This is a genomic window from Clostridium sp. BSD2780061688st1 H5, assembly GCF_005845155.1.
Classification (GTDB): Bacteria; Bacillota; Clostridia; order Lachnospirales; family Lachnospiraceae; genus Claveliimonas; species Claveliimonas intestinigallinarum.
In genome coordinates this window covers 120,306-139,759 of sequence record NZ_SPGT01000005.1, presented here as the reverse complement: position 1 = coordinate 139,759, position 19,454 = coordinate 120,306, and the positions used below count along the sequence as shown (strand labels likewise).

The 19,454-nt window shown below is 55.5% G+C and carries 14 protein-coding genes; all 14 read left to right on the top strand.

Features of this window, described 5'->3' with window-relative positions; all coding sequences use genetic code 11:
• Positions 1-10: 10 nt before the first annotated feature.
• The 14 genes from FGQ86_RS05080 to htpG all read left to right on the top strand — a co-directional run bounded on the left by FGQ86_RS05080 (position 11) and on the right by htpG (position 19,341).
• On the top strand, positions 11-805 hold the full coding sequence (locus tag FGQ86_RS05080) for an HAD family hydrolase (RefSeq protein ID WP_033126416.1): 795 nt from the start codon (positions 11-13) through the stop codon (positions 803-805).
• A gap of 99 nt (positions 806-904) precedes the next feature.
• A complete protein-coding gene (locus tag FGQ86_RS05075; RefSeq protein ID WP_033126415.1) occupies positions 905-2,071 on the top strand; it encodes a galactokinase in 1,167 nt (388 codons plus the stop codon).
• 45 nt (positions 2,072-2,116) lie between these two features.
• Entirely contained in the window at positions 2,117-3,607 is a 1,491-nt protein-coding gene (galT, locus tag FGQ86_RS05070; RefSeq protein ID WP_138303126.1) for a UDP-glucose--hexose-1-phosphate uridylyltransferase, read from the top strand.
• Entirely contained in the window at positions 3,591-3,887 is a 297-nt protein-coding gene (locus tag FGQ86_RS05065; RefSeq protein ID WP_243127168.1) for a hypothetical protein, read from the top strand. The genes galT and FGQ86_RS05065 overlap by 17 nt, the downstream gene beginning before the upstream one ends.
• Before the next feature lie 118 nt (positions 3,888-4,005).
• Entirely contained in the window at positions 4,006-5,055 is a 1,050-nt protein-coding gene (locus FGQ86_RS05060) for a glycosyltransferase family 2 protein (RefSeq protein ID WP_138303125.1), read from the top strand.
• Complete coding sequence (locus FGQ86_RS05055) at positions 4,946-7,486, top strand: YfhO family protein (protein WP_138303124.1); 2,541 nt, start codon at positions 4,946-4,948, stop codon at positions 7,484-7,486. The genes FGQ86_RS05060 and FGQ86_RS05055 overlap by 110 nt, the downstream gene beginning before the upstream one ends.
• 32 nt (positions 7,487-7,518) lie before the next feature.
• Complete coding sequence (locus tag FGQ86_RS05050) at positions 7,519-9,081, top strand: ClC family H(+)/Cl(-) exchange transporter (protein WP_033126411.1); 1,563 nt, start codon at positions 7,519-7,521, stop codon at positions 9,079-9,081.
• A 203-nt stretch (positions 9,082-9,284) separates the two neighbouring features.
• Complete coding sequence (locus tag FGQ86_RS05045) at positions 9,285-9,617, top strand: helix-turn-helix transcriptional regulator (protein WP_033126410.1); 333 nt, start codon at positions 9,285-9,287, stop codon at positions 9,615-9,617.
• Positions 9,614-9,835 carry a helix-turn-helix transcriptional regulator gene (locus FGQ86_RS05040; RefSeq protein ID WP_052084085.1) on the top strand — a complete coding sequence of 74 codons (222 nt, stop codon included), beginning with the start codon at positions 9,614-9,616 and terminating at the stop codon, positions 9,833-9,835. The genes FGQ86_RS05045 and FGQ86_RS05040 overlap by 4 nt, the downstream gene beginning before the upstream one ends.
• A gap of 90 nt (positions 9,836-9,925) precedes the next feature.
• Positions 9,926-11,101, top strand: coding sequence for a hypothetical protein (locus FGQ86_RS05035; protein WP_033126409.1), 1,176 nt, complete (start codon positions 9,926-9,928; stop codon positions 11,099-11,101).
• A gap of 157 nt (positions 11,102-11,258) precedes the next feature.
• Entirely contained in the window at positions 11,259-12,602 is a 1,344-nt protein-coding gene (locus FGQ86_RS05030) for a sodium-dependent transporter (RefSeq protein ID WP_033126408.1), read from the top strand.
• A gap of 208 nt (positions 12,603-12,810) precedes the next feature.
• Complete coding sequence (locus tag FGQ86_RS05025) at positions 12,811-13,515, top strand: ABC transporter ATP-binding protein (RefSeq protein WP_033126407.1); 705 nt, start codon at positions 12,811-12,813, stop codon at positions 13,513-13,515.
• Between the two features lie 40 nt (positions 13,516-13,555).
• A complete protein-coding gene (locus FGQ86_RS05020) occupies positions 13,556-17,107 on the top strand; it encodes an FtsX-like permease family protein (protein ID WP_347562477.1) in 3,552 nt (1,183 codons plus the stop codon).
• Between the two features lie 173 nt (positions 17,108-17,280).
• Entirely contained in the window at positions 17,281-19,341 is a 2,061-nt protein-coding gene (htpG, locus tag FGQ86_RS05015; protein ID WP_033126405.1) for a molecular chaperone HtpG, read from the top strand.
• The last annotated feature ends 113 nt before the right edge of the window (positions 19,342-19,454 follow it).

Here is a 19,454-nt window from a genome sequence, read left to right as displayed (position 1 = left end):
GTAGAGAAAAATGGAGAGAGCAGTTTTATTTTTTGACATAGACGGCACCCTGCTGAGCGAGGTCACCAGGACGATACCGGAGAGCGCTGTACACGCTTTGGAGGAGGCCAGAAGGAAGGGGCATCTGGTCTTTATCAACACCGGCCGGACAGCCTGCTCTGTGCCGCCCGAGATCCGCAGACTTCCTGTGGACGGCATTCTCTGCGGGTGCGGCATCTATGCGGAGTACCAGGACCGGGTGATCTTTGAGGAGCACCTGGACGCGAAGGCCGCCGCTTCCATCGTGAGGATGGCGGAAAAGTGCAGGGTGGACGCTCTGTACGAGGGGATGGAGGATGTGTATTTCTCCTCCCGGGTATCCAGGTTCGACAGTCTGGAGAATACCAGAAGATACATGAAGAACAGGGGACTGGGAGTAGAGAGATACATCGAGCAGGGCGGCTGTCCCTTTGACAAGATCTTTGCCTACACGGACAAGGAGAGCAAAAAGGAGGAGTTTTTTGATTTCCTTACCGATTATATGGAGATCCTGGACCGGGGGGACAATACCTACGAGTGTATCGTGAAGGGCTACTCCAAGGGGACGATCATCGAGTACATTCTGAAGTACTTCGGCCTGGGCCGGGAACGCTCCTACGTCTTCGGGGACAGCAGCAATGACCTGGCTATGTTCCAGTACGGGGCCCATGGGATCGCCATGGGAAAGCACGACAAGGTGCTGGATCCCTGGACTGAATATGTGGCTCCCAGGGTGGAGGAGGAAGGCATCTGGCAGGCCATGAAGCACCTGGGCCTGATTGATTGAGGAAAAGCGCAATATTTTTATAGTTTCTACCATTATCCTTATAGTTTTTAAAGGGAAACCCTATTATAATTATAAAAAAAGAGAGAGGTGTATGTGGAAATGAAAGAGAAAGTGTTGAGTGTCTTTAAGGAAAAATACGGCGACGGCGGAGACATCCGCATGTATTTCGCCCCGGGCCGTGTCAACCTCATAGGAGAGCACACCGACTACAACGGTGGACATGTCTTTCCCTGCGCGCTGACCATCGGTACATACGGAGCGGCCAGAAAGAGGGAGGACCGAAAGATCCGTTTCTACTCTATGAATTTTAAGGATCTGGGCGTCATCGAGACCAGTCTGGATGAGCTGGTGCCGGACAAGAAGGCCGGTTGGACCAACTATCCAAAGGGCGTGATGTGGGCCTTCAAGGGCAGAGGCTATGAGATGGACTGTGGACTGGACATCGCCATCTGCGGCGACATCCCCAATGGCTCCGGCCTGTCCTCCTCCGCTTCCCTGGAGGTTCTGACAGGGACCATGCTGAAGGATCTGTATGATTTCCCGGTATCCATGGTGGAGATCGCCCAGATCGGACAGTACTCAGAGAACAACTTTAACGGCTGCAACTGCGGGATCATGGACCAGTTTGCCAGCGCTATGGGCAAAAAGGATCATGCCATTTTCCTGGATACCAATACTTTGAAGTACGAGTACGCGCCTGTGAAGCTGGAGGACGCCAAGATCGTTATTACCAACAGCAAGGTAAAGCACAGCCTTGTGGACTCTGCCTACAATGACAGGAGAAACGAGTGTGAGCGAGCCCTGGAGGATCTGAAGAAGGTGGTGGATATCGGCACTCTGGGAGATCTGACAGAGGAGGAGTTCGAGGCTCACAAGGACGCCATCAGGGAGGATGTCTGCCGCAGGCGGGCAAAGCATGCGGTGTACGAGAACCAGAGGACTATCCACGCCGAGGCGGCGCTGAAGGAGGGCAATGTAGAGCAGTTCGGAAAATACATGAACCAGTCCCACATCTCTCTGCGGGACGATTATGAAGTGTCCTGCGAGGAGATCGACGTGCTGGTGGATCTGGCCTGGAGCGTGCCCGGCGTCATCGGCTCCCGCATCACAGGAGGCGGATTTGGCGGCTGTACAGTCAGCATTGTAAAAAATGACGCGGTGGATACATTTATCGAGACCGTGAAAAAGGGCTACCAGGACAAGTGCCACAAGACGGCGGAGTTCTATGTAGTTGAGATCGGAGACGGGGCCCACCGTCTGTCATAGAATGTCACAGAGAGGGCGAGAGCCTGTATTTAGGAGGAAAAGGGAATGTTATATAAGAATATAAAGAAGCTTGTGGAGTACGGTATCCGGACAGGACTGACACCGGAGTGCGAGAGGATCTACACCACCAACCTGCTGCTGGAGCTGTTTAAGGAGGACGACTACGAGGACGTGTCCATCGAGGGCGAGGAGCTGGATCTGGAGCAGATCTTAAAGGAGCTGCTGGACGAGGCTGTGGAGAGAGGACTTGTGGAGGACAGCGTGGTCTTTCGGGATCTCTTTGACACGAAGCTGATGAACTGCCTTCTGCCCCGGCCGGCACAGGTACAGAAGACCTTCTGGGAGGAGTATGAGAAATCCCCGGAGGCGGCCACGGCATTTTTCTACAAATTCAGCCAGGACAGCGACTACATCCGCCGCTACCGTGTGAAGAAGGATATGAAGTGGAAGGTGGACTCCCCCTACGGCGAGATCGACATCACCATCAACCTGTCCAAGCCCGAGAAGGATCCCAAGGCCATCGCGGCGGCAGGGGCGGCCAAGGCCAGCAGCTATCCCAAGTGCCAGCTCTGCATGGAGAATGAGGGGTACGCCGGGCGCGCCAACCACCCGGCCAGGGAGACCCACCGCATCATCCCCATCACCATCAACGACAGCAAGTGGGGCTTCCAGTATTCCCCCTATGTATACTACAACGAGCACTGCATCGTGTTCAACGGCCAGCATGTGCCCATGAAGATCGACCGGAACGCGTTCATCAAGCTGTTTGACTTTGTGAAGCAGTTCCCCCACTATTTCCTGGGCTCCAACGCGGATCTCCCCATCGTGGGCGGCTCCATCTTAAGCCATGACCACTTCCAGGGCGGAAACTACACCTTTGCCATGGCAAAGGCGCCCATCGAGATCCCGGTCACTATCCCCGGCTATGAGGATGTGGAGGCGGGCATCGTGAAGTGGCCTCTCTCTGTCCTGCGCATCCGCCACGCGGATGAGAAGCGGCTCATCGACCTGGCAGACCACGTGCTCCAGGCATGGAGAAGCTACACGGACGAGGAAGCCTTCATTTTCGCTGAGACAGAGGGCACGCCCCACAACACCATCACTCCCATTGCCAGAAAGAAGGGAGACATGTACGAGCTGGATCTGACGCTGCGGAACAATATTACGACAGAGGAGCATCCTCTGGGCGTATACCATCCCCACGCCCAGTACCACAACATCAAGAAGGAGAACATCGGCCTGATCGAGGTTATGGGCCTGGCCGTTCTTCCCTCCAGGCTGAAGGAGGAGCTGGAGATCCTGGCGGACTACATGGTGGAGGGAGGGGACATCCGCTCCAACGAGAAGATTGCCAAGCACGCCGACTGGGTGGACTCCTTCCTGCCAAAATACGACAGCATCACAAGGGACAATGTAATGGATATCCTGAAGGAGGAGACAGGCATCGTCTTCACTCACGTGCTGGAGGACGCAGGCGTCTACAAGTGCACTGAGGACGGCCGGAAGGCATTCATGCGGTTTGTGGAGACGCTGTAAATTCCCCAAAGCAGGCTATTACTACACGAATGACCGTGGATCCTGTGAGGTGGATTTTGTCATTGATACCGGAGAGATGGCTGTGCCTGTGGAGGTGAAGGCGGAGGCAAATTTGAAAGCAAAGAGCCTGAAGACCTTCCGCGACAGGTTCCATCCTGAGATTTCCGTCCGCACATCCATGGCGGATTATAAGAAAGAGGACTGGCTCATCAATCTTCCCCTGTATGCAATAGAGGAAATTTATGAGTGTGTCCGGCAGAATATGAAAGAGAACCTTTAGCAAATCTTCAACAAATTTTAAGATTTCTTTCCACGAATTATCACAAATTCAGTTTAGACTGGTTTGGAGATAAGGCAGAGGCCCCGAAGGGGCCTCAAGTGGAAAGGAGTCTTTTTTTATGCTTGAAGAGAAAAAACCGCTTATCAGTATCGTTGTGCCGTGTTTCAACGAAGAAGAGGTCCTTCCCCTTTATATAAAGGCAATGGAGGATATCATTGACAGGATGAAGACTGCGAAGGTAGAGCTGATCTTTGTGGACGACGGGTCCTCGGACGGCACGCTGGAGCTGCTGCAGCAGTTCCACCGCAGGAGTCAGAATTTCAGGTACCTTGCCTTCTCCAGAAATTTTGGCAAGGAGGCGGCTATGTACGCCGGCCTTCAGGCGGCCGCGGGGGACTATGTGGCTGTCATGGACGCGGATCTCCAGGATCCCCCGGAGTATATTCCCCTTATGTTCCAGACGCTGAAGAAGGGAGAGTACGACTGTGTGGCCACCCGGCGGGAGGATCGCCGCGGGGAGGCAAGGATCCGCTCCTTCCTGTCCGCTTCCTTCTATAAATGCATCAACAAACTCTCAAAGGTAAAGATTGAGGAGGGCGCCAGGGATTTCCGGATGATGAACCGGAAGATGACGGATGCCCTCCTGTCCCTGAGTGAGAAAAACCGGTTTTCCAAGGGCCTGTTCGGCTGGGTGGGCTTTAAGACAAAGTGGCTCCCCTACCACAATGTGGAGCGGGCGGCGGGGGACACCAAGTGGTCCGTGGCCAAGCTGCTGCGGTATTCCCTGGACGGCATACTCGGGTTTTCCACCATCCCTCTGTCCGTGGCCTCCTACGGGGGAATACTTCTGTGCGGCGTGGCCTTTGTCATGATCCTTTTTCTTGTGATCAAAAATCTCATCTGGCACGATCCGGTAGCCGGGTGGCCGGCCATGATGTGCGCCATCATTTTTATAGGCGGCGTTCAGCTTCTGTGCATGGGCATCATGGGACAGTACCTGGCCCGGGCCTACACGGAGATCAAAGACAGACCAATCTATATCTTAAGGAGTTCCAGCGATGAGGAAGATGAAAAGCAGCAGGAAAATTTTGTTTCCATTGATACTTACAACCATACCGATCCTTCTCTTTCTGATGAAAATATGCGGAGGGTATCTGGCCGGATCTGAGACGGACTGGCTCTCCCAGCACATCGTGTTCCCGGAGTATTTCCGCCAGAAATTCTATGAGACAGGCAATCTCTGGCCGGACTTTGCCATGGAGCTGGGGGGAGGGCAGAACATATGGAATTTCGCCTACTACGGGCTCTACAATCCTCTGTATCTGCTGTCTTTTCTCCTGCCCTTTGTGGACATGGCGGACTACGTCCAGGCAGTCATGCTGCTGACCTGGATCATCTCCGGACTTCTGTGCTATACCTGGCTGAAAAACGGCCATTTCCGGCAGGAGGACAGCTTTTTCGGCGCGCTTCTTCTGATCCTGTCAGGCCCGATGGTGTACCACACCTCCATGCAGATCATGTTTGTCAGCTACATGCCCTTCCTGCTTCTGACACTCATGGGCTATGACAGGTATGTGAGCAGGGGAAAATACGGGCTCCTGACAGCGGGGACCTTCCTGATGGTGCTGACCAGCTTTTACTTTGCCGTGGGAGGCGTGGCGGCTCTCCTTGTCTACGGCCTGTGCGGGTGGAAGAAGGAGTGGGCGTCCTCTCCCCTTGTCCTCATACGCTCCCTGTGGAGACAGTTTTATCCCGCCTTCTTCGGGGGACTTCTGTCCTTCTTCTACCTGGTGCCCATGTGTCTCGCCATGCTGGGCGGCAGGAGCGAGGAGAACAGCTACAGCCTGACGGACCTTCTCCTGCCGGAAGGCAATCCGCTGAAGCTTCTCTACTCTCCCTATGGGATGGGGCTTACAGCCATGGCGGCGGTTGTTCTGTGCGTCAGCCTCTTTTACCGTCGGTGCCGTGAGAAATACATGGCGGCCTGTGTCTGCCTGCTCCTCCTTGTGCCGGCGGCCTCCTATATCCTGAACGGCGGGCTTTACATACGGGCCAAGGCGTTTATCCCGCTCCTGCCCCTGGTCTCTTATCTGGCGGCGGCCTTCTTCGGATACTTCCGCCGGGGCATTATCGCCAGGAAAAAGCTGTTGGCAGGCTACGGCCTGGCGGCTCTTGTCCTGCTTTTGGGAAGCGTCCAAAGCGGCGTGCCGGACCGGGTGAAGATGCTGCTTGGGGCGGATCTTCTGCTCTGCGCTCTTTTGTTCCTGGCCGGGGAAAAGCTCTGGAGGAGGGCTGTGTGCGCCGGGCTTGCGGCGGTCATGGCCTGCTTCGCCTGCGTTCAGATTTCCTTTGCCAGGGAAAGCCAGGTGGAGGCCGCCTGGATGGAGGAATTCCAGGATCAGGACCTGGCGGACGCGGCCCGTCAGGTGAGAAGTGAGGACAGCGGATTTTACAGGATGGAGGTGCGGGGCACGAGAGAGCAGGAGAAGGCTGCCGACAACCAGGTGTTGACGGATGGGCAGAATCTGACTACCCTGTACTCCTCTGTGGGAAACAGCGCCTACGAGACCTTCCGGGAGGAGATCCTCCATCTGGCCCGCCCGGCCAGGAACGGGCTCATGCAGGAGTCCACGGAAAATCCGGTCTTTCTGCAGCTCATGGGAGTGAAATACCTGCTGGTGAGAGAGGACGATGAGACCCAGGTGCCGGAGGGCTACGAGAAGACAGGCCAGGTGGGAACTGTGGGAATATACGAAAACCAGGATGTGGCTCCCATCGGCTACGTGACAGACCAGGTCATCTCCGCGGACACCTTTGAGAAGCTGTCCTGGCCGGAGAAGTCCCTGGCCCTCCTGACCGTGGCGGCGGCAGGGGATGAGGACACTGCCTCTGCTTCCTGCCGGACGAGGGAGGCGGAGCTTGCCTCTCTTGCGGGAGACTACGAGGTGACCTCCGAAGGGGAGACAAGGGAGATCGCGCTGGAGGACAGACAGGAGGGGGACCAGTACCTCTTCCTCAGCTTTCAGGTAAAAAATAAACATCCCCGCCGGGATGTGTCTGTCTCGGTAAACGGGGAGACGAACAAGCAGAGCGCCTCCCGTGGCTACGCCTACGACAATCAAAATCAGGTCTTCTACTTTGTATGCCCGCTCCGGGAGGGGCAGTCCTCGGTGGAAATCACGTTCGGGGAGGGCAGCTATGAAATATCCGGCGTGGAGGCCTGGTACGGAAGCGCCGGGGAGAGCCCATCCCAGGAGGAATACAGCGACGCGGGGCTGGAGCTGACAGGGGACGGAGACGCGCTGACCGGCAGCTATACGCTGGAAAAGGACGGCTGGCTCATCACATCCATTCCCTTTGACGAACATTTCACGGTTCTTGTAGACGGGCAGGAGGCGGAAGTAAGCCAGGTAAGCGGCGGGTTCCTGGGAGCCCGGGCGCAGGCCGGCAGCCACCGGATCGAGATCCGCTATGACGCGCCGGGGAAGGCGGCGGGCCTTGCGGTTTCTCTCCTTGCGGCGGTTCTTCTGGGGGCGGACGCGCTGCGGAGAAGATGCGGGACGGGGAAAAGAGTAAAGCAAGTGCAAAATCGCCTCTGATATGGTAGAATTGTCTCCGGAGGAATGAGACGATGAATGAAAATAACAAAGACATATCAGCAACGATCCGGCGGGCGGAGCGCTTTCAGGTCATTCTGATCGGGGAGGGCATCATCGTGGGCGGTATCGCCGGCCTTGTGGTGCTGCTTTACAGGATACTTCTGGAAAACGCCGGGCGGTGGCTGCAGATGATCCTGAATTTTATAGAGGGAAGGCCTCTGTGGATCCTTCTGTGGTTTGGAGTGCTGGCCCTTCTGGCTATTCTCGTGGCAAAGCTGGTGGACTTTGAACCTCTCATATCCGGCAGCGGAATCCCCCAGCTGGAGGGGGAGATGATCGGAAAGATCGATCAGACATGGTGGCGGGTGCTGCCGGCCAAGTTCGTGGGCGGCTTCTTATGTATCCTGGGCGGCCTGGCCCTGGGGCGGGAGGGCCCGTCCATACAGCTCGGGGCCATGGTGGGAAAAGGAGCCTCCCGGTATCTGGACAGAGGAAAGACAGAGGAGAGGTATCTTCTCACCTGCGGCGCCAGCGCCGGCCTGGCCGCGGCTTTCCATGCGCCGCTGGCGGGCGTCATGTTCTCCCTGGAGGAGGTGCACAGGAATTTCTCGGTGTCTGTGCTTTTGTCGGTCATGTCAGCCTCACTCACGGCGGACTTTCTGTGCACGGCTGTGCTGGGGACGGACTCGGTCTTTCAGTTTACGCTGACAGAGACGCTGCCTTTGGAGTACTATGGGCTTCTCGTCCTTCTGGGAGTCGTGCTGGGCTTCCTGGGCGTGTTCTACAACTGGTTCACCTTGAAGGTCCAGTCTCTGTACAGCCGCATACCGGGGCTCTCCACGGCGGGAAAGATCCTGATTCCCTTCCTGCTGGCAGGCGCTCTCGGGCTTGCGGCGCCTCAGCTTCTGGGGACGGGGCACAGTCTGGTGGAGGAGCTGACAGCGGGCGGGATGGCCGCCGGGACTATGGCGTTCCTGCTGGTCGGCCGCTTTCTCTTCTCGGCGGTGAGCTTTGGCTCCGGGGCTCCGGGGGGCATCTTTTTTCCGCTGCTCATTATCGGAGCCTTTATCGGCGGCATTTTCGCCCAGGCGGGGAACTGGATCTTCGGTATAGACCTCCTCTATCTGAACAATTTTGTCCTCCTTGCCATGGCGGGCTATTTTACGGCTATTGTGCGGGCTCCCCTGACCGGGATCATTCTGATCTTTGAGATGACAGGGACTGTGAGCCAGCTCTTTTCCCTGGCAGTGGTGTCCATATGCGCCTATATCGTGGCCACGCTGATGCGGTCAAAGCCCATCTACGAGAGCCTCCTTGCCAATCTTCTCAAGAAAAGGGGAGAGCCCCTGCAGGAGAGCGGCGAGAAGGTGCTGCGGGAATTTGTGGTGAGCCAGGGCTCCGACGCGGCGGGGAAACTGGTGCGGGAGCTGGAGTGGCCCCGCGAGAGTCTGCTTGTGGCTGTAAAGCGAGGTGACAGGGAGCTGATCCCCAGGGGGAGTACCAGGCTTTATCCCGGGGACAGCCTGGTAGTCATGGCGGACGAGTACGACACCGCGGACGTGATCGGGCAGATGGAAAGGCTCTGCTCGGAATAAGAATAGAAGATCGGATCAGACATTATCAAAAATAGGAACAGGGAATTCTCCACTGGCGATTTCAATACTATTTATGCATTGAGCCCAGTGGAGATTTTTTTGACTTCATTTTAAAGCATATGCATACAAGTATCTCTTAGGTGCATGTTAAAAGAAAACGCTTTCTAATAAAATGAATGTACAAGCGCCGGAGGTAGAGATAAATGGATTACAAAATGCTTGGGAAGAGACTAAAAGAAATACGGAAGATGCGAGATATGTCCCAGCAGGACCTGTCCTATGAGATCGAGTATTCCATTCCCCACATCAGCCACGTGGAGAACGGCAGCACAAAGGCGAGCCTGGACTTTGTCGTGAAGGCGGCCAATGCCCTGGGTACAACGACAGACCATCTTCTCTGTGACAGTCTGGAGGACTCAGGGAGCATTTACCTCGGCGAGATATCGGAGGAGCTGGAACAGCTTGACGGCGCCCAGCTGAAGATCATCCGGCGTATGATCCGAGACATGAAAGAGAACCTGGAGGAAAACCTGTGAGAACGAGAGTGGGGAAATACTGTGTGGGAGCGAGGATACGCCTGCTCCGAAAAGAAAAGAATATGACGCAGCGGCAGCTTGCAACAAAGATAGGGGTGGACAGGACATCCCTTTCTTCATATGAACACAGCAAGCGGATGCCGGACATATTTACACTCTGCAAAATGGCAGATGTTTTCGAGATCAGTCTGGATGACCTTGTGGGCAGAAAATTTTAACCGGGCAAGGGTGCAAAAACGGCTCCGGTATGGTATACTCCTTGGTAAGGTACAGTTTTGTCAGACAAAGATGGCAAGGAGGGCGGGAGCATGTTTTTCAGAGAGCGGTGCAGCCTTTGCGGGGGAAAGCTGGACAGCAACAACATATGCACAGAGTGCGGGCTGGACAACAATAAATCAGAGAAGCACTATCATGTCAATCAGAGCAGCTGCGACGGACAGCCGCTGACCCATGTGCATACCAAGTCGGAGTACTACAGCGGAAGCGCGGATCGGGACACCCGGAGAAAGTCCGGGGTCGGAACGGGGGGCGCCGGCAGGGCCGCGTCAGAGGCAGAGCGGACACAGAGCGGGACGGGACGCTCCCAGGCCGGACGGACACAGTCCCGTGGCGGCGCGCAGAGAACCTGGGGAACCAGGGGGAGGAGCGGATATTACAATACCTACACTGCGCAGGAAGGGCGGGCCAGGAGGGCCAGAGGAAAGAAAATAGCCATTGTCATTATCATCCTTGTAGTGCTGATCGCCGTGGTACCTCCTCTTCTGGGAGAGTACATAAGTCAGAAAGAATATGAGAGCAATTCCTATTCATCCTACGATTATAGCTACAGTGATGACTATGAGTACGATCCCTACGCCTATGTGACCAGGGAGATCCCGGCAGAGGGGGAGAGCTATTCCCAGCAGTTCTCCCAGGGCGACTACGTGGTGGGCGTGCATATACCGGAGGGAACCTATGTGGCGGATAGCTCCGGTGAGGACTACATCTCCCTGTCTGTCGATGACAGCGAGAACGGGATTTATCTCTATGAGTCCCTGGATGCGGATACAACGCAGGTTGACGACATCCGCCTCTACACAGGCGCGGTGGTCACTGTATCGGGAGACGGCTATCTGACTCTGTCGGCGGACAATGCCCAGACAGGCCAGATGGGCGGCCAGGCCAATCCTCTGACAGAGAGCGTGTCTATCAGAGGCGGGCAGACGGTGACAGCGGGAGATGATTTCCCGGCAGGTGTGTATGACATCAGAGCGGCCTCCGGCTATGGCTCTCCGGAGATCACGGTCTACGATGAGGATGGAAATGAGCTTCAGACGCTGTACATCTGGATCTCAGACTCCTCTGTGACAGAGAGCTCCTACCTGAATGCAGTGCTGCCGGAGGGAACTGTGATCGTCAATGCGGACGAGGATCTGGATCTGGAGCTGACGCCCAGCCAGACTATTGGGTCAGAGGATTATATGAGCTATTATCAATACGATTGATGAGCCTTATGACAGAGAAAAAGAACACACAGACAGAATAGGCAACTTGCTTTTACAGAAGGCGCTGTGCCGGCGGTATATCCACAGGGCGCGGCGGCCTTCTTTGTCTGCGGGATAAAAAGGCGGCAGGCGCCTGGGAATGAGAAGGAGAAAGATTATGGCAAATGCAAACGGAACACAGAAGAGAGACTGGTGGAACTCCAGGACCGGGTTTATCCTGGCCTGTGTAGGCTCCGCGGTGGGAATGGGAAATATCTGGCTTTTTCCGTACAGGATGGCAGCCTACGGAGGCTCCTTTCTGGTCGTGTATCTGATCTTTGACGTGCTGCTGGGATTTTCCGGCGTGGTCGGGGAGATGAGCTTTGGACGCGCCGTGCGCTCCGGCCCTGTGGAGGCCTTCGGGACGGCCTGCGCGTCAAGGGGAGAGAGCAGGAGAAATATCGGGCGGGCCATAGGCGCCATCCCCATGCTGGGGGCGTTGGCTCTGGCCATCGGCTACTCCGTAGTGGTGGGCTGGATCGTCAGGTATATGATCGGAAGCGTCACCGGATCAGCCCTGGCCCATGAAAGTGTGGACGAATTCGGGGCTGCCTTCGGGCAGATGGCCAGCGCCTTTGGAAACAACCTGTGGCTGATCGTTGTCCTGGCAGTTACATTTGTCATCATGGCGGCGGGCATCAGCAGCGGCATTGAGAAGGCGAACAAGATCATGATCCCTGTTTTTTACGTGCTCTTTATCGGCCTGGCAGTCTACGTAGCCCTGCAGCCCGGCGCGGCGGACGGCTACAGATGGATGTTCACCATCCGGCCGGAGGCCTTTAAGGATCCCATGCTGTACGTGTTTGCCCTGGGGCAGTCCTTCTTCTCCCTATCTCTGGCTGGAAACGGGACGATCATTTACGGCTCCTATCTGTCGGACAAGGAGGACACGGTGAGCTCTGCCATCACAGTGGCCATCTGCGACACCTGCGCGGCCATGCTGGCGGCTCTGGTCATCATCCCGGCCATGGCCACCACAGGGGCGGTGCTCTCCGAGAGCGGGCCGGGGCTCATGTTTATCTCCCTCCCCCATCTGTTCTCCACCATGCCGGGCGGGCAGATCGTCATGTTCATCTTTTTCCTGGCAGCCCTCTTTGCCGGGCTGACCTCCCTTGTCAACCTCTATGAGGCCCCGGTGGCCACGCTCCAGGACAACCTGAGGTTTGGCCGGGCAAAGGCGGTCATTGCCATTGCGGTGGTGGGGGCGGTTGTCTCAGTGTGCATCCAGGGGATCGTCTCCCAGTGGATGGACTTCGTATCCATTTATATCTGCCCTCTCGGAGCAGGACTTGCGGGCATTATGTTCGCCTGGGTCTGGGGAAGAAAAGCGGTGGAGGATGCGGTGTCCACGGGCCGCAAGCGGCCCATCGGCAGGTGGTATTACCCCCTCTATAAATACGTGTTCTGCATCCTCACCATCGCGGTGTTTATCCTGGGGGCAGTCAACGGAGGGATTGGCTAAGGCCTAAGAAAAATCAGATTGTGCAACGGAAGAAGCCGTTCGGCGCGGACACTGCGCCGGGCGGCTTCTTCCGTTTTCGCCGCCCTTTAAAAATCTATTCTAAAATTCTTATAAACTTCCTTTTTCGGATAGTACAATCCTCCTCTCCGGTGTTATAATAGCACTATATAAGCAGAGGTATACCGGCTCGTATTAGGAGGATACATATATGGCAGAATTCGTGTCTCTGAGGGATGTAAAGAAAATCTATCACATGGGTGAGGTGGATATCGCGGCGGCCAACGGCATATCCTTTGACATAGAAAAAGGAGAGTTCGCCGTGGTGGTAGGGCCCAGCGGCGCCGGCAAGACGACGGTCCTGAATATCCTGGGAGGTATGGACACGGCTACCAGCGGCGAGGTGTGGATCGACGGGCAGGATATCACGAAGTACAGGGGAAAGGCGCTGACCGCTTACCGCAGGGATGACATAGGCTTTGTCTTTCAGTTCTACAATCTAATCCCGAATCTGACGGCTCTTGAGAATGTGGAGCTGGCTCTTCAGATCTGCAAGGATCCGCTGGACGCCAGGGAAGTTATGGAGCATGTGGGACTCGGGGAGAGGCTGGATAACTTTCCGGCTCAGCTCTCTGGCGGTGAGCAGCAGAGAGTTTCCATCGCCAGAGCTCTGGCGAAAAATCCCAAGCTTCTCCTGTGTGATGAGCCGACAGGCGCCCTTGACTACAATACGGGAAAAGCAATCCTGAAGCTTTTGCAGGATACCTGCCGTCAGAGGGGGATGACAGTGATCCTGATTACCCACAATTCCGCCATCGCGCCGATGGCGGACCGGATTATAAGGATCAAGAACGGCAAGGCGGAGAGTATAGAGATCAACCCGCATCCGGTGTCGGTTGAGACGATAGAATGGTAGGGGTTATATGAAGAAAAATATGTTGCGCAAGGATTTCTTTATGGAAATCCGAAAATCCTGGGGACGTTTTATCTCCATTTTTCTCATAGTGGCGCTGGGGGTCGCCTTCTATGCGGGCATCCGCTCCTCGGAGCCCTCCATGCGCATCTCCGGCGACGCCTATTTTGACAAGGAGCATCTCATGGACATCAAGGTCATGGGAACGCTGGGGCTGACGGAGGAGGATGTGGAGGCCATAGAGGATGTGGACGGCATTGAGCTGGCGGAGGGGAGCTACAGCGTGGACGCCCTGTGCGATACGGGGGACACAGAGCAGGTGGTCCATGTCATGGCCATGCAGGAGCATTTCAATGATATCCAGGTGAGCGAGGGACGGCTCCCGGAGAAGGAGGGAGAGTGCCTCCTGGACGAGGAGTTTGCCCTCTCGTCAGGCTACGGGGTGGGAGACATCATTACCCTCTCCTCCGGAAGTGAGGATCCTCTGGAGGACAGCCTGACAACAGACACCTTTGAGATTGTGGGGATAGGGAACAGCCCCCTCTATATTTCCTTTGGGAGGGGCAGCAGCACCATCGGGAACGGTGAGGTCAGCGGCTTTATCGCTGTGGATCCTGACTCCTTCTGTATGGATGTCTTTTCTGAAATCTACGTGCGGGTGACAGACGCTGCCGGGGAGGTCGCCTTTACAGACGGCTATACCTCTCTGACAGACGCTGCTGTGGACGCCCTGGAAAAGATAGAGGACGAGAGATGCCGGGCCCGCCGGCAGGAGATCGTGGACGAGGCGGAAGCGGAGCTTGGGGACGCCCAGGCCACAGTGGACGAGGAGAGCCAGACGCTGGCAGATGCCCGGACTGAGCTGGAGGAAGGGCGCAGCCAGGCAGCCCGGGAGCTTGCGGACGCCCGGAAGGCCCTGGAGGATGCCCAGGCTCAGATGGACGCAGCCAGGCAGCAGATCGCCGACGGGGAGGCTCAGCTCTCCGCAGGCAAGGAGGAATTGAATACCCAGCAGGCGGCGCTGGACAGCGGAAGGGCGCAGTACGAGAGCGGCATGGCCCAGCTGGAACAAAAGCAGGCGGACCTGGACGCGTCGGAGGTGCAGTACCTGGCCCAGTATGCCCAGCAGATGCCCCTCATAGAGCAGGGGAAACAGGAGATCGCGGCGGGGAAGGACGCATTGACAACGTCCATCTCTGAAATGGAGACGCTGGCGGATCAGCTTTCTTCCTTAGAGAAGGAGCTTGAGGAAATCACCAATGCTCTGGATGAAGGGGAGAAAAAGTATGAGGAATACAAAGCGATCAAGGACAGCGAAAGAACGGAGGAGCAGAAGCAGTTTTTAGAGTCCTGGCCCGGTGAAGCGGAGAAGCTGCAAGCCCGGCAGGCCGAGAAGACCCAGAGTCTTGCTTATGCCGAGGCTGTGGAACAGCAGGCTCTTGACGCCCTGGCAGAACAGGGAGAGGGTTACGTCTATGAGAGCGCCCGGGAAGCAGTGGCCGGACTGCAGGGGAAAATGGAGGAGCTCCTTGCCCGGGAGCAGACCCTCCTTGCCGGAGAACAGGCTCTGAACGATGCCGGGCAGCAGATCGCGGACGGGAAGGCTCAGCTTGCGGCCGGCCGGCAGACACTGGAGACGTCCAAACAGCAGATCGACGCGGGACAGGCTCAGATTGACGACGCATGGGCGCTCATAAGCAGCCAGGAGAGTGAGCTTGCCAGCGGCAAGGCAAAGCTGGCCGCGGGTGAGCAGGAGATCCAGGATGGCTGGTCCGATTACGAAAAGGGAGCTGCCCAGGCAGCCCAGGAGATCGCTGACGGAGAGGCCCGGATTGCCGACGGAGAGCGGCAGCTCGAGGAGGCGAAGCAGGAGATCGCGGACGCCCAGGCCGAGATCGACAAGATTGAAAATCCAAAGTGGTACATACAGGACCGCAGCAGCGCTCTCTCCGAGTACGACGGGTACGGGGATAACGCGGACCGGATGCGGGCCATCGGCCAGGTGTTCCCGGCTGTGTTCTTCCTTGTGGCGGCCCTCATCAGCCTGACAGCCATGACCAGGATGGTGGAGGAGCAGCGGATACAGATCGGTACTCTGAAGGCCCTCGGATACAGCAAGTTCTCCATTGCCGGGAAATACATAGCCTACGCTCTGACAGCCACTCTGGGCGGAAGCGTCCTTGGCGTCCTGTTCGGGGAGAAGGTGTTCCCCTGGATCATCATTTACGCATACAAGATCATGTACCAGCACATACCGGATATCCTTGTGCCCTATCACCTGAGCTATGCCGTGCAGGCCACGCTGATCGCTGTGCTGTGCACTCTGGCGGCCACCATTTTCTCGTGCTACCGGGAGCTGGCGTCCGTGCCGGCCCAGCTCATGAGACCCCCTGCGCCGAAGCAGGGGCAGCGCATCCTTCTGGAGCGGGTGAAGATCATCTGGAAGCATCTGAACTTCTCATGGAAATCTTCCATCCGGAACCTGGTGCGGTACAAGAAGCGATTTTTCATGACCGTGTTCGGCATCGGGGGCTGTATGGCCCTGATGGTGGTGGGCTTCGGGCTGAAGGACTGTATCTTTGTCATTCCGGAGCTTCAGTACAGCAGCATCCAGACCTACGACGCGGCAGTGTACTTTGATGCGGGTCTTTCCCCTGAAGACAAGGAGGAGATCGCGGACAGCGTCCGGGATGAGTCGGCTGTCAGCGATGAGCTGATGGTGCGCATGCAGAATCTGGAGGTGACGGCAGGGGATGTGACGGAGGAAGTGTATCTGACCGTGCCGGAAAGCCTGGATGATGTAGGGAACTTCCTGGATTTCCACAGCAGGACAAAGCCGGACGTCTACTCTCTTCAGGAGGATGAGGCCATCCTGACAGAGAAGGCGGCGGATGTGCTCGGTGTGGAGCCGGGGGATACGGTGACGCTGGAGGACGACGACATGGGCGAGAAGGAAGTGACCATTGGGGCTATCTGCGAGAACTATATGGGGCATTATCTCTACCTCTCCCCGGACTACTATGAAGAGCTGTTCGGGAAACAGGCTCAGTACAACGGCGTCCTGATTAAAGTGAAGGAGGGGCAGGAGGACCAGATCGAGAAGGTGGGAAGCAGCCTTCTGGGAAACAGCAATGTACTGAATGTCAGCTACACCTCCAGCATAGAGGATCAGCTTGACGACATGCTGCGAAGCCTGAACCTGGTCATCGTGGTGCTGATCATCTCGGCAGGCATGCTGGCCTTCATTGTCCTCTACAACCTGAACACCATCAACATCACAGAGAGAAAACGGGAGCTGGCCACCATCAAGGTGCTTGGCTTTTATGACACAGAGGTGGCGGCCTATGTGTACAGGGAAAATGTGCTGCTCACCTTCATCGGAGCGGTGGCGGGCATGATCCTTGGCTGGGTGCTGCTCCAGTTTGTCATCGTCACCGTGGAGGTGGATGACGTCATGTTTGGCAGGGTGATTGATCTTACCAGCTATCTGTACAGCTTCCTGTTCACGCTCGGGTTCTCCATGTTCGTCAACTGGGTGATGTACTTCAAGCTGAAGAAGATCGACATGGTGGAGTCTTTGAAGAGCGTAGAGTAGTGAGAAGGACAGAATTTATAGAAAGTTTATAAATTTAACAAAGTTATTAGCACTCATTTTTGATGAGTGCTAATTTTTTATTGACATTTGCAATTTCGGGTATTATCATAACATGCAGAGGGTGCGGATTTTTGTTCCGCGCAAAACAGATTGGAATTTAAGGAGTGATATAAATGGAAGCAAAAAAAGGCAGTCTGTCTATCAGCAGTGAAAACATATTTCCTATTATCAAGAAATGGGTCTACTCAGACCACGATATCTTTGTCCGTGAGATGATCTCCAACGGATGTGATGCCATCACCAAGCTGAAAAAGCTGGATATGATGGGAGAGTATCAGCTTCCGGACGGCTATAAGCCCCAGATCCATGTGGTTGTAAATCCTGAGGAGAAGACGCTGAAATTTATCGACAATGGCGTGGGCATGACAGCCGGCGAGGTGGAGGAGTACATTACCCAGATCGCTTTCTCCGGCGCTACAGAGTTCCTGGAGAAATATAAGGACAAGACAACAGAGGATGACATGATCGGCCACTTCGGACTGGGATTTTACTCCGCCTTCATGGTGGCTGACGAGGTTCACATCGATACACTTTCCTACCAGGAGGGAGCCACTCCGGTACACTGGACAAGCGACGGCGGCACAGAGTACGAGATGTCTGACGGCGACCGTCAGCAGGTGGGAACAGAGATCACACTCTTCTTAAATGAGGACAGCCTGCAGTTTGCCAACGAGTATAAGGTGCGTGAGGTGCTGGAGAAATACTGCTCCTTCATGCCGGTTGAGATCTTCCTGGAGAAGGCAAACGCGGAGCAGGAGTACGAGACCATCGATGAGGCGGATCTTAAGGATGACGACGTGATCGTAGAGCGCATCCACGAGGACGCCAAGATGGAGGAGAAGGAAAATGAGAACGGTGAGAAAGAGATGGTTGAGGTCTCCCCGGCCAAAGATAAGGTTAAGATCAACAAGCGTCCCGTTCCAATCAACGACACCCAGCCTCTGTGGACAAAGCATCCAAATGAGTGCACAAAGGAAGACTATATAGAGTTTTACCGGAAGGTATTCCTGGACTACAAGGAGCCTCTGTTCTGGATCCACCTGAACATGGACTATCCATTTAACCTGAAGGGTATCCTGTACTTCCCGAAGATCAACACAGAGTACGACTCCATCGAGGGAACCATCAAGCTGTACAACAACCAGGTGTTCATCGCGGACAATATCAAGGAGGTCATCCCGGAGTTCCTGATGGTGTTGAAGGGTGTCATCGACTGTCCGGATCTGCCGCTGAACGTATCGAGAAGCGCGCTCCAGAACGATGGATTTGTAAACAAGATCGCGGACTACATCTCCAAGAAGGTTGCCGACAAGCTAAGCGGCATGTGCAAGACCGACAAGGAGAACTACGAGAAATACTGGGATGACATCAGCCCCTTCATCAAGTTCGGCTGCCTGAAGGACGAGAAATTCTGCGACAAGATGATGGACTACATCCTCTTTAAGAACCTGGATCACAAGTACCTGACGCTGAAAGAGTGCGTGGAGGAGAACGGCGGAAAGCTGATTGATCCCAAGGCGGAAAAAGAGGAGCCAAAGGAGGGCGAGGAGAAGAAAGAGGAGCCCAAGACCACCATTTACTATGTGTCCGACGAGCAGCAGCAGAGCCAGTACATCAACATGTTCAGGAACCAGGGACAGGATGCGGTGATCTTAAACCACAACATTGACTCACCCTTCATCACGCAGCTTGAGCAGAGAAATCCGAACCTCCAGTTCCAGCGCATTGACGCGGATATCACGGACAATGCCAAGGAGGAAGTGAAGGAGGAGGAGAAAGAGGCCTTCCAGAAGACCACAGACTCCCTTGTGGAGACCTTCCGCAAGGTTATGGAAAACGACAAGCTGAACGTGAAGGTGGAGAAGCTCAAAGATGACAAGGTAGCCTCCATGATCACCCTGTCCGAGCAGAGCCGCCGCATGCAGGAGATGATGAAGATGTACGGCATGGCGGGGATGGATCCGTCCATGTTTGGCAGCGAGGTCACACTGACTCTGAACGCCAATCATCCTCTCGTACAGTTTGTGGCAGAGCACGGGGACAATGAGAATACGCCTGTCATCTGCAAGCAGCTCTACGACATGGCCATGCTGGCCCACAAGCCGCTGACTCCGGAGGAGATGACCGCCTTCGTGCAGAGGAGCAACGATATCATGATGCTGCTGACAAAGTAGGCAAAAAAAGGCATATAAAAATGTATAGAAAATAAGTATAATAAGCTATTGCATTTAAGTATTTGCGGTTTTTGTATCAGGGAATTATAATAAAATATAGTTCCCTGATACTT

Bases quoted from the DNA above. Each gene is read 5' to 3' on its own strand.
- FGQ86_RS05080 (WP_033126416.1), top strand. From the start codon at position 11: ATGGAGAGAGCAGTTTTATTTTTTGACATAGACGGCACCCTGCTGAGC.
- FGQ86_RS05075 (WP_033126415.1), top strand. From the start codon at position 905: ATGAAAGAGAAAGTGTTGAGTGTCTTTAAGGAAAAATACGGCGACGGC.
- galT (WP_138303126.1), top strand. From the start codon at position 2,117: ATGTTATATAAGAATATAAAGAAGCTTGTGGAGTACGGTATCCGGACA.
- FGQ86_RS05060 (WP_138303125.1), top strand. From the start codon at position 4,006: ATGCTTGAAGAGAAAAAACCGCTTATCAGTATCGTTGTGCCGTGTTTC.
- FGQ86_RS05055 (WP_138303124.1), top strand. From the start codon at position 4,946: ATGAGGAAGATGAAAAGCAGCAGGAAAATTTTGTTTCCATTGATACTT.
- FGQ86_RS05050 (WP_033126411.1), top strand. From the start codon at position 7,519: ATGAATGAAAATAACAAAGACATATCAGCAACGATCCGGCGGGCGGAG.
- FGQ86_RS05045 (WP_033126410.1), top strand. From the start codon at position 9,285: ATGGATTACAAAATGCTTGGGAAGAGACTAAAAGAAATACGGAAGATG.
- FGQ86_RS05035 (WP_033126409.1), top strand. From the start codon at position 9,926: ATGTTTTTCAGAGAGCGGTGCAGCCTTTGCGGGGGAAAGCTGGACAGC.
- FGQ86_RS05030 (WP_033126408.1), top strand. From the start codon at position 11,259: ATGGCAAATGCAAACGGAACACAGAAGAGAGACTGGTGGAACTCCAGG.
- FGQ86_RS05025 (WP_033126407.1), top strand. From the start codon at position 12,811: ATGGCAGAATTCGTGTCTCTGAGGGATGTAAAGAAAATCTATCACATG.
- FGQ86_RS05020 (WP_347562477.1), top strand. From the start codon at position 13,556: ATGGAAATCCGAAAATCCTGGGGACGTTTTATCTCCATTTTTCTCATA.
- htpG (WP_033126405.1), top strand. From the start codon at position 17,281: ATGGAAGCAAAAAAAGGCAGTCTGTCTATCAGCAGTGAAAACATATTT.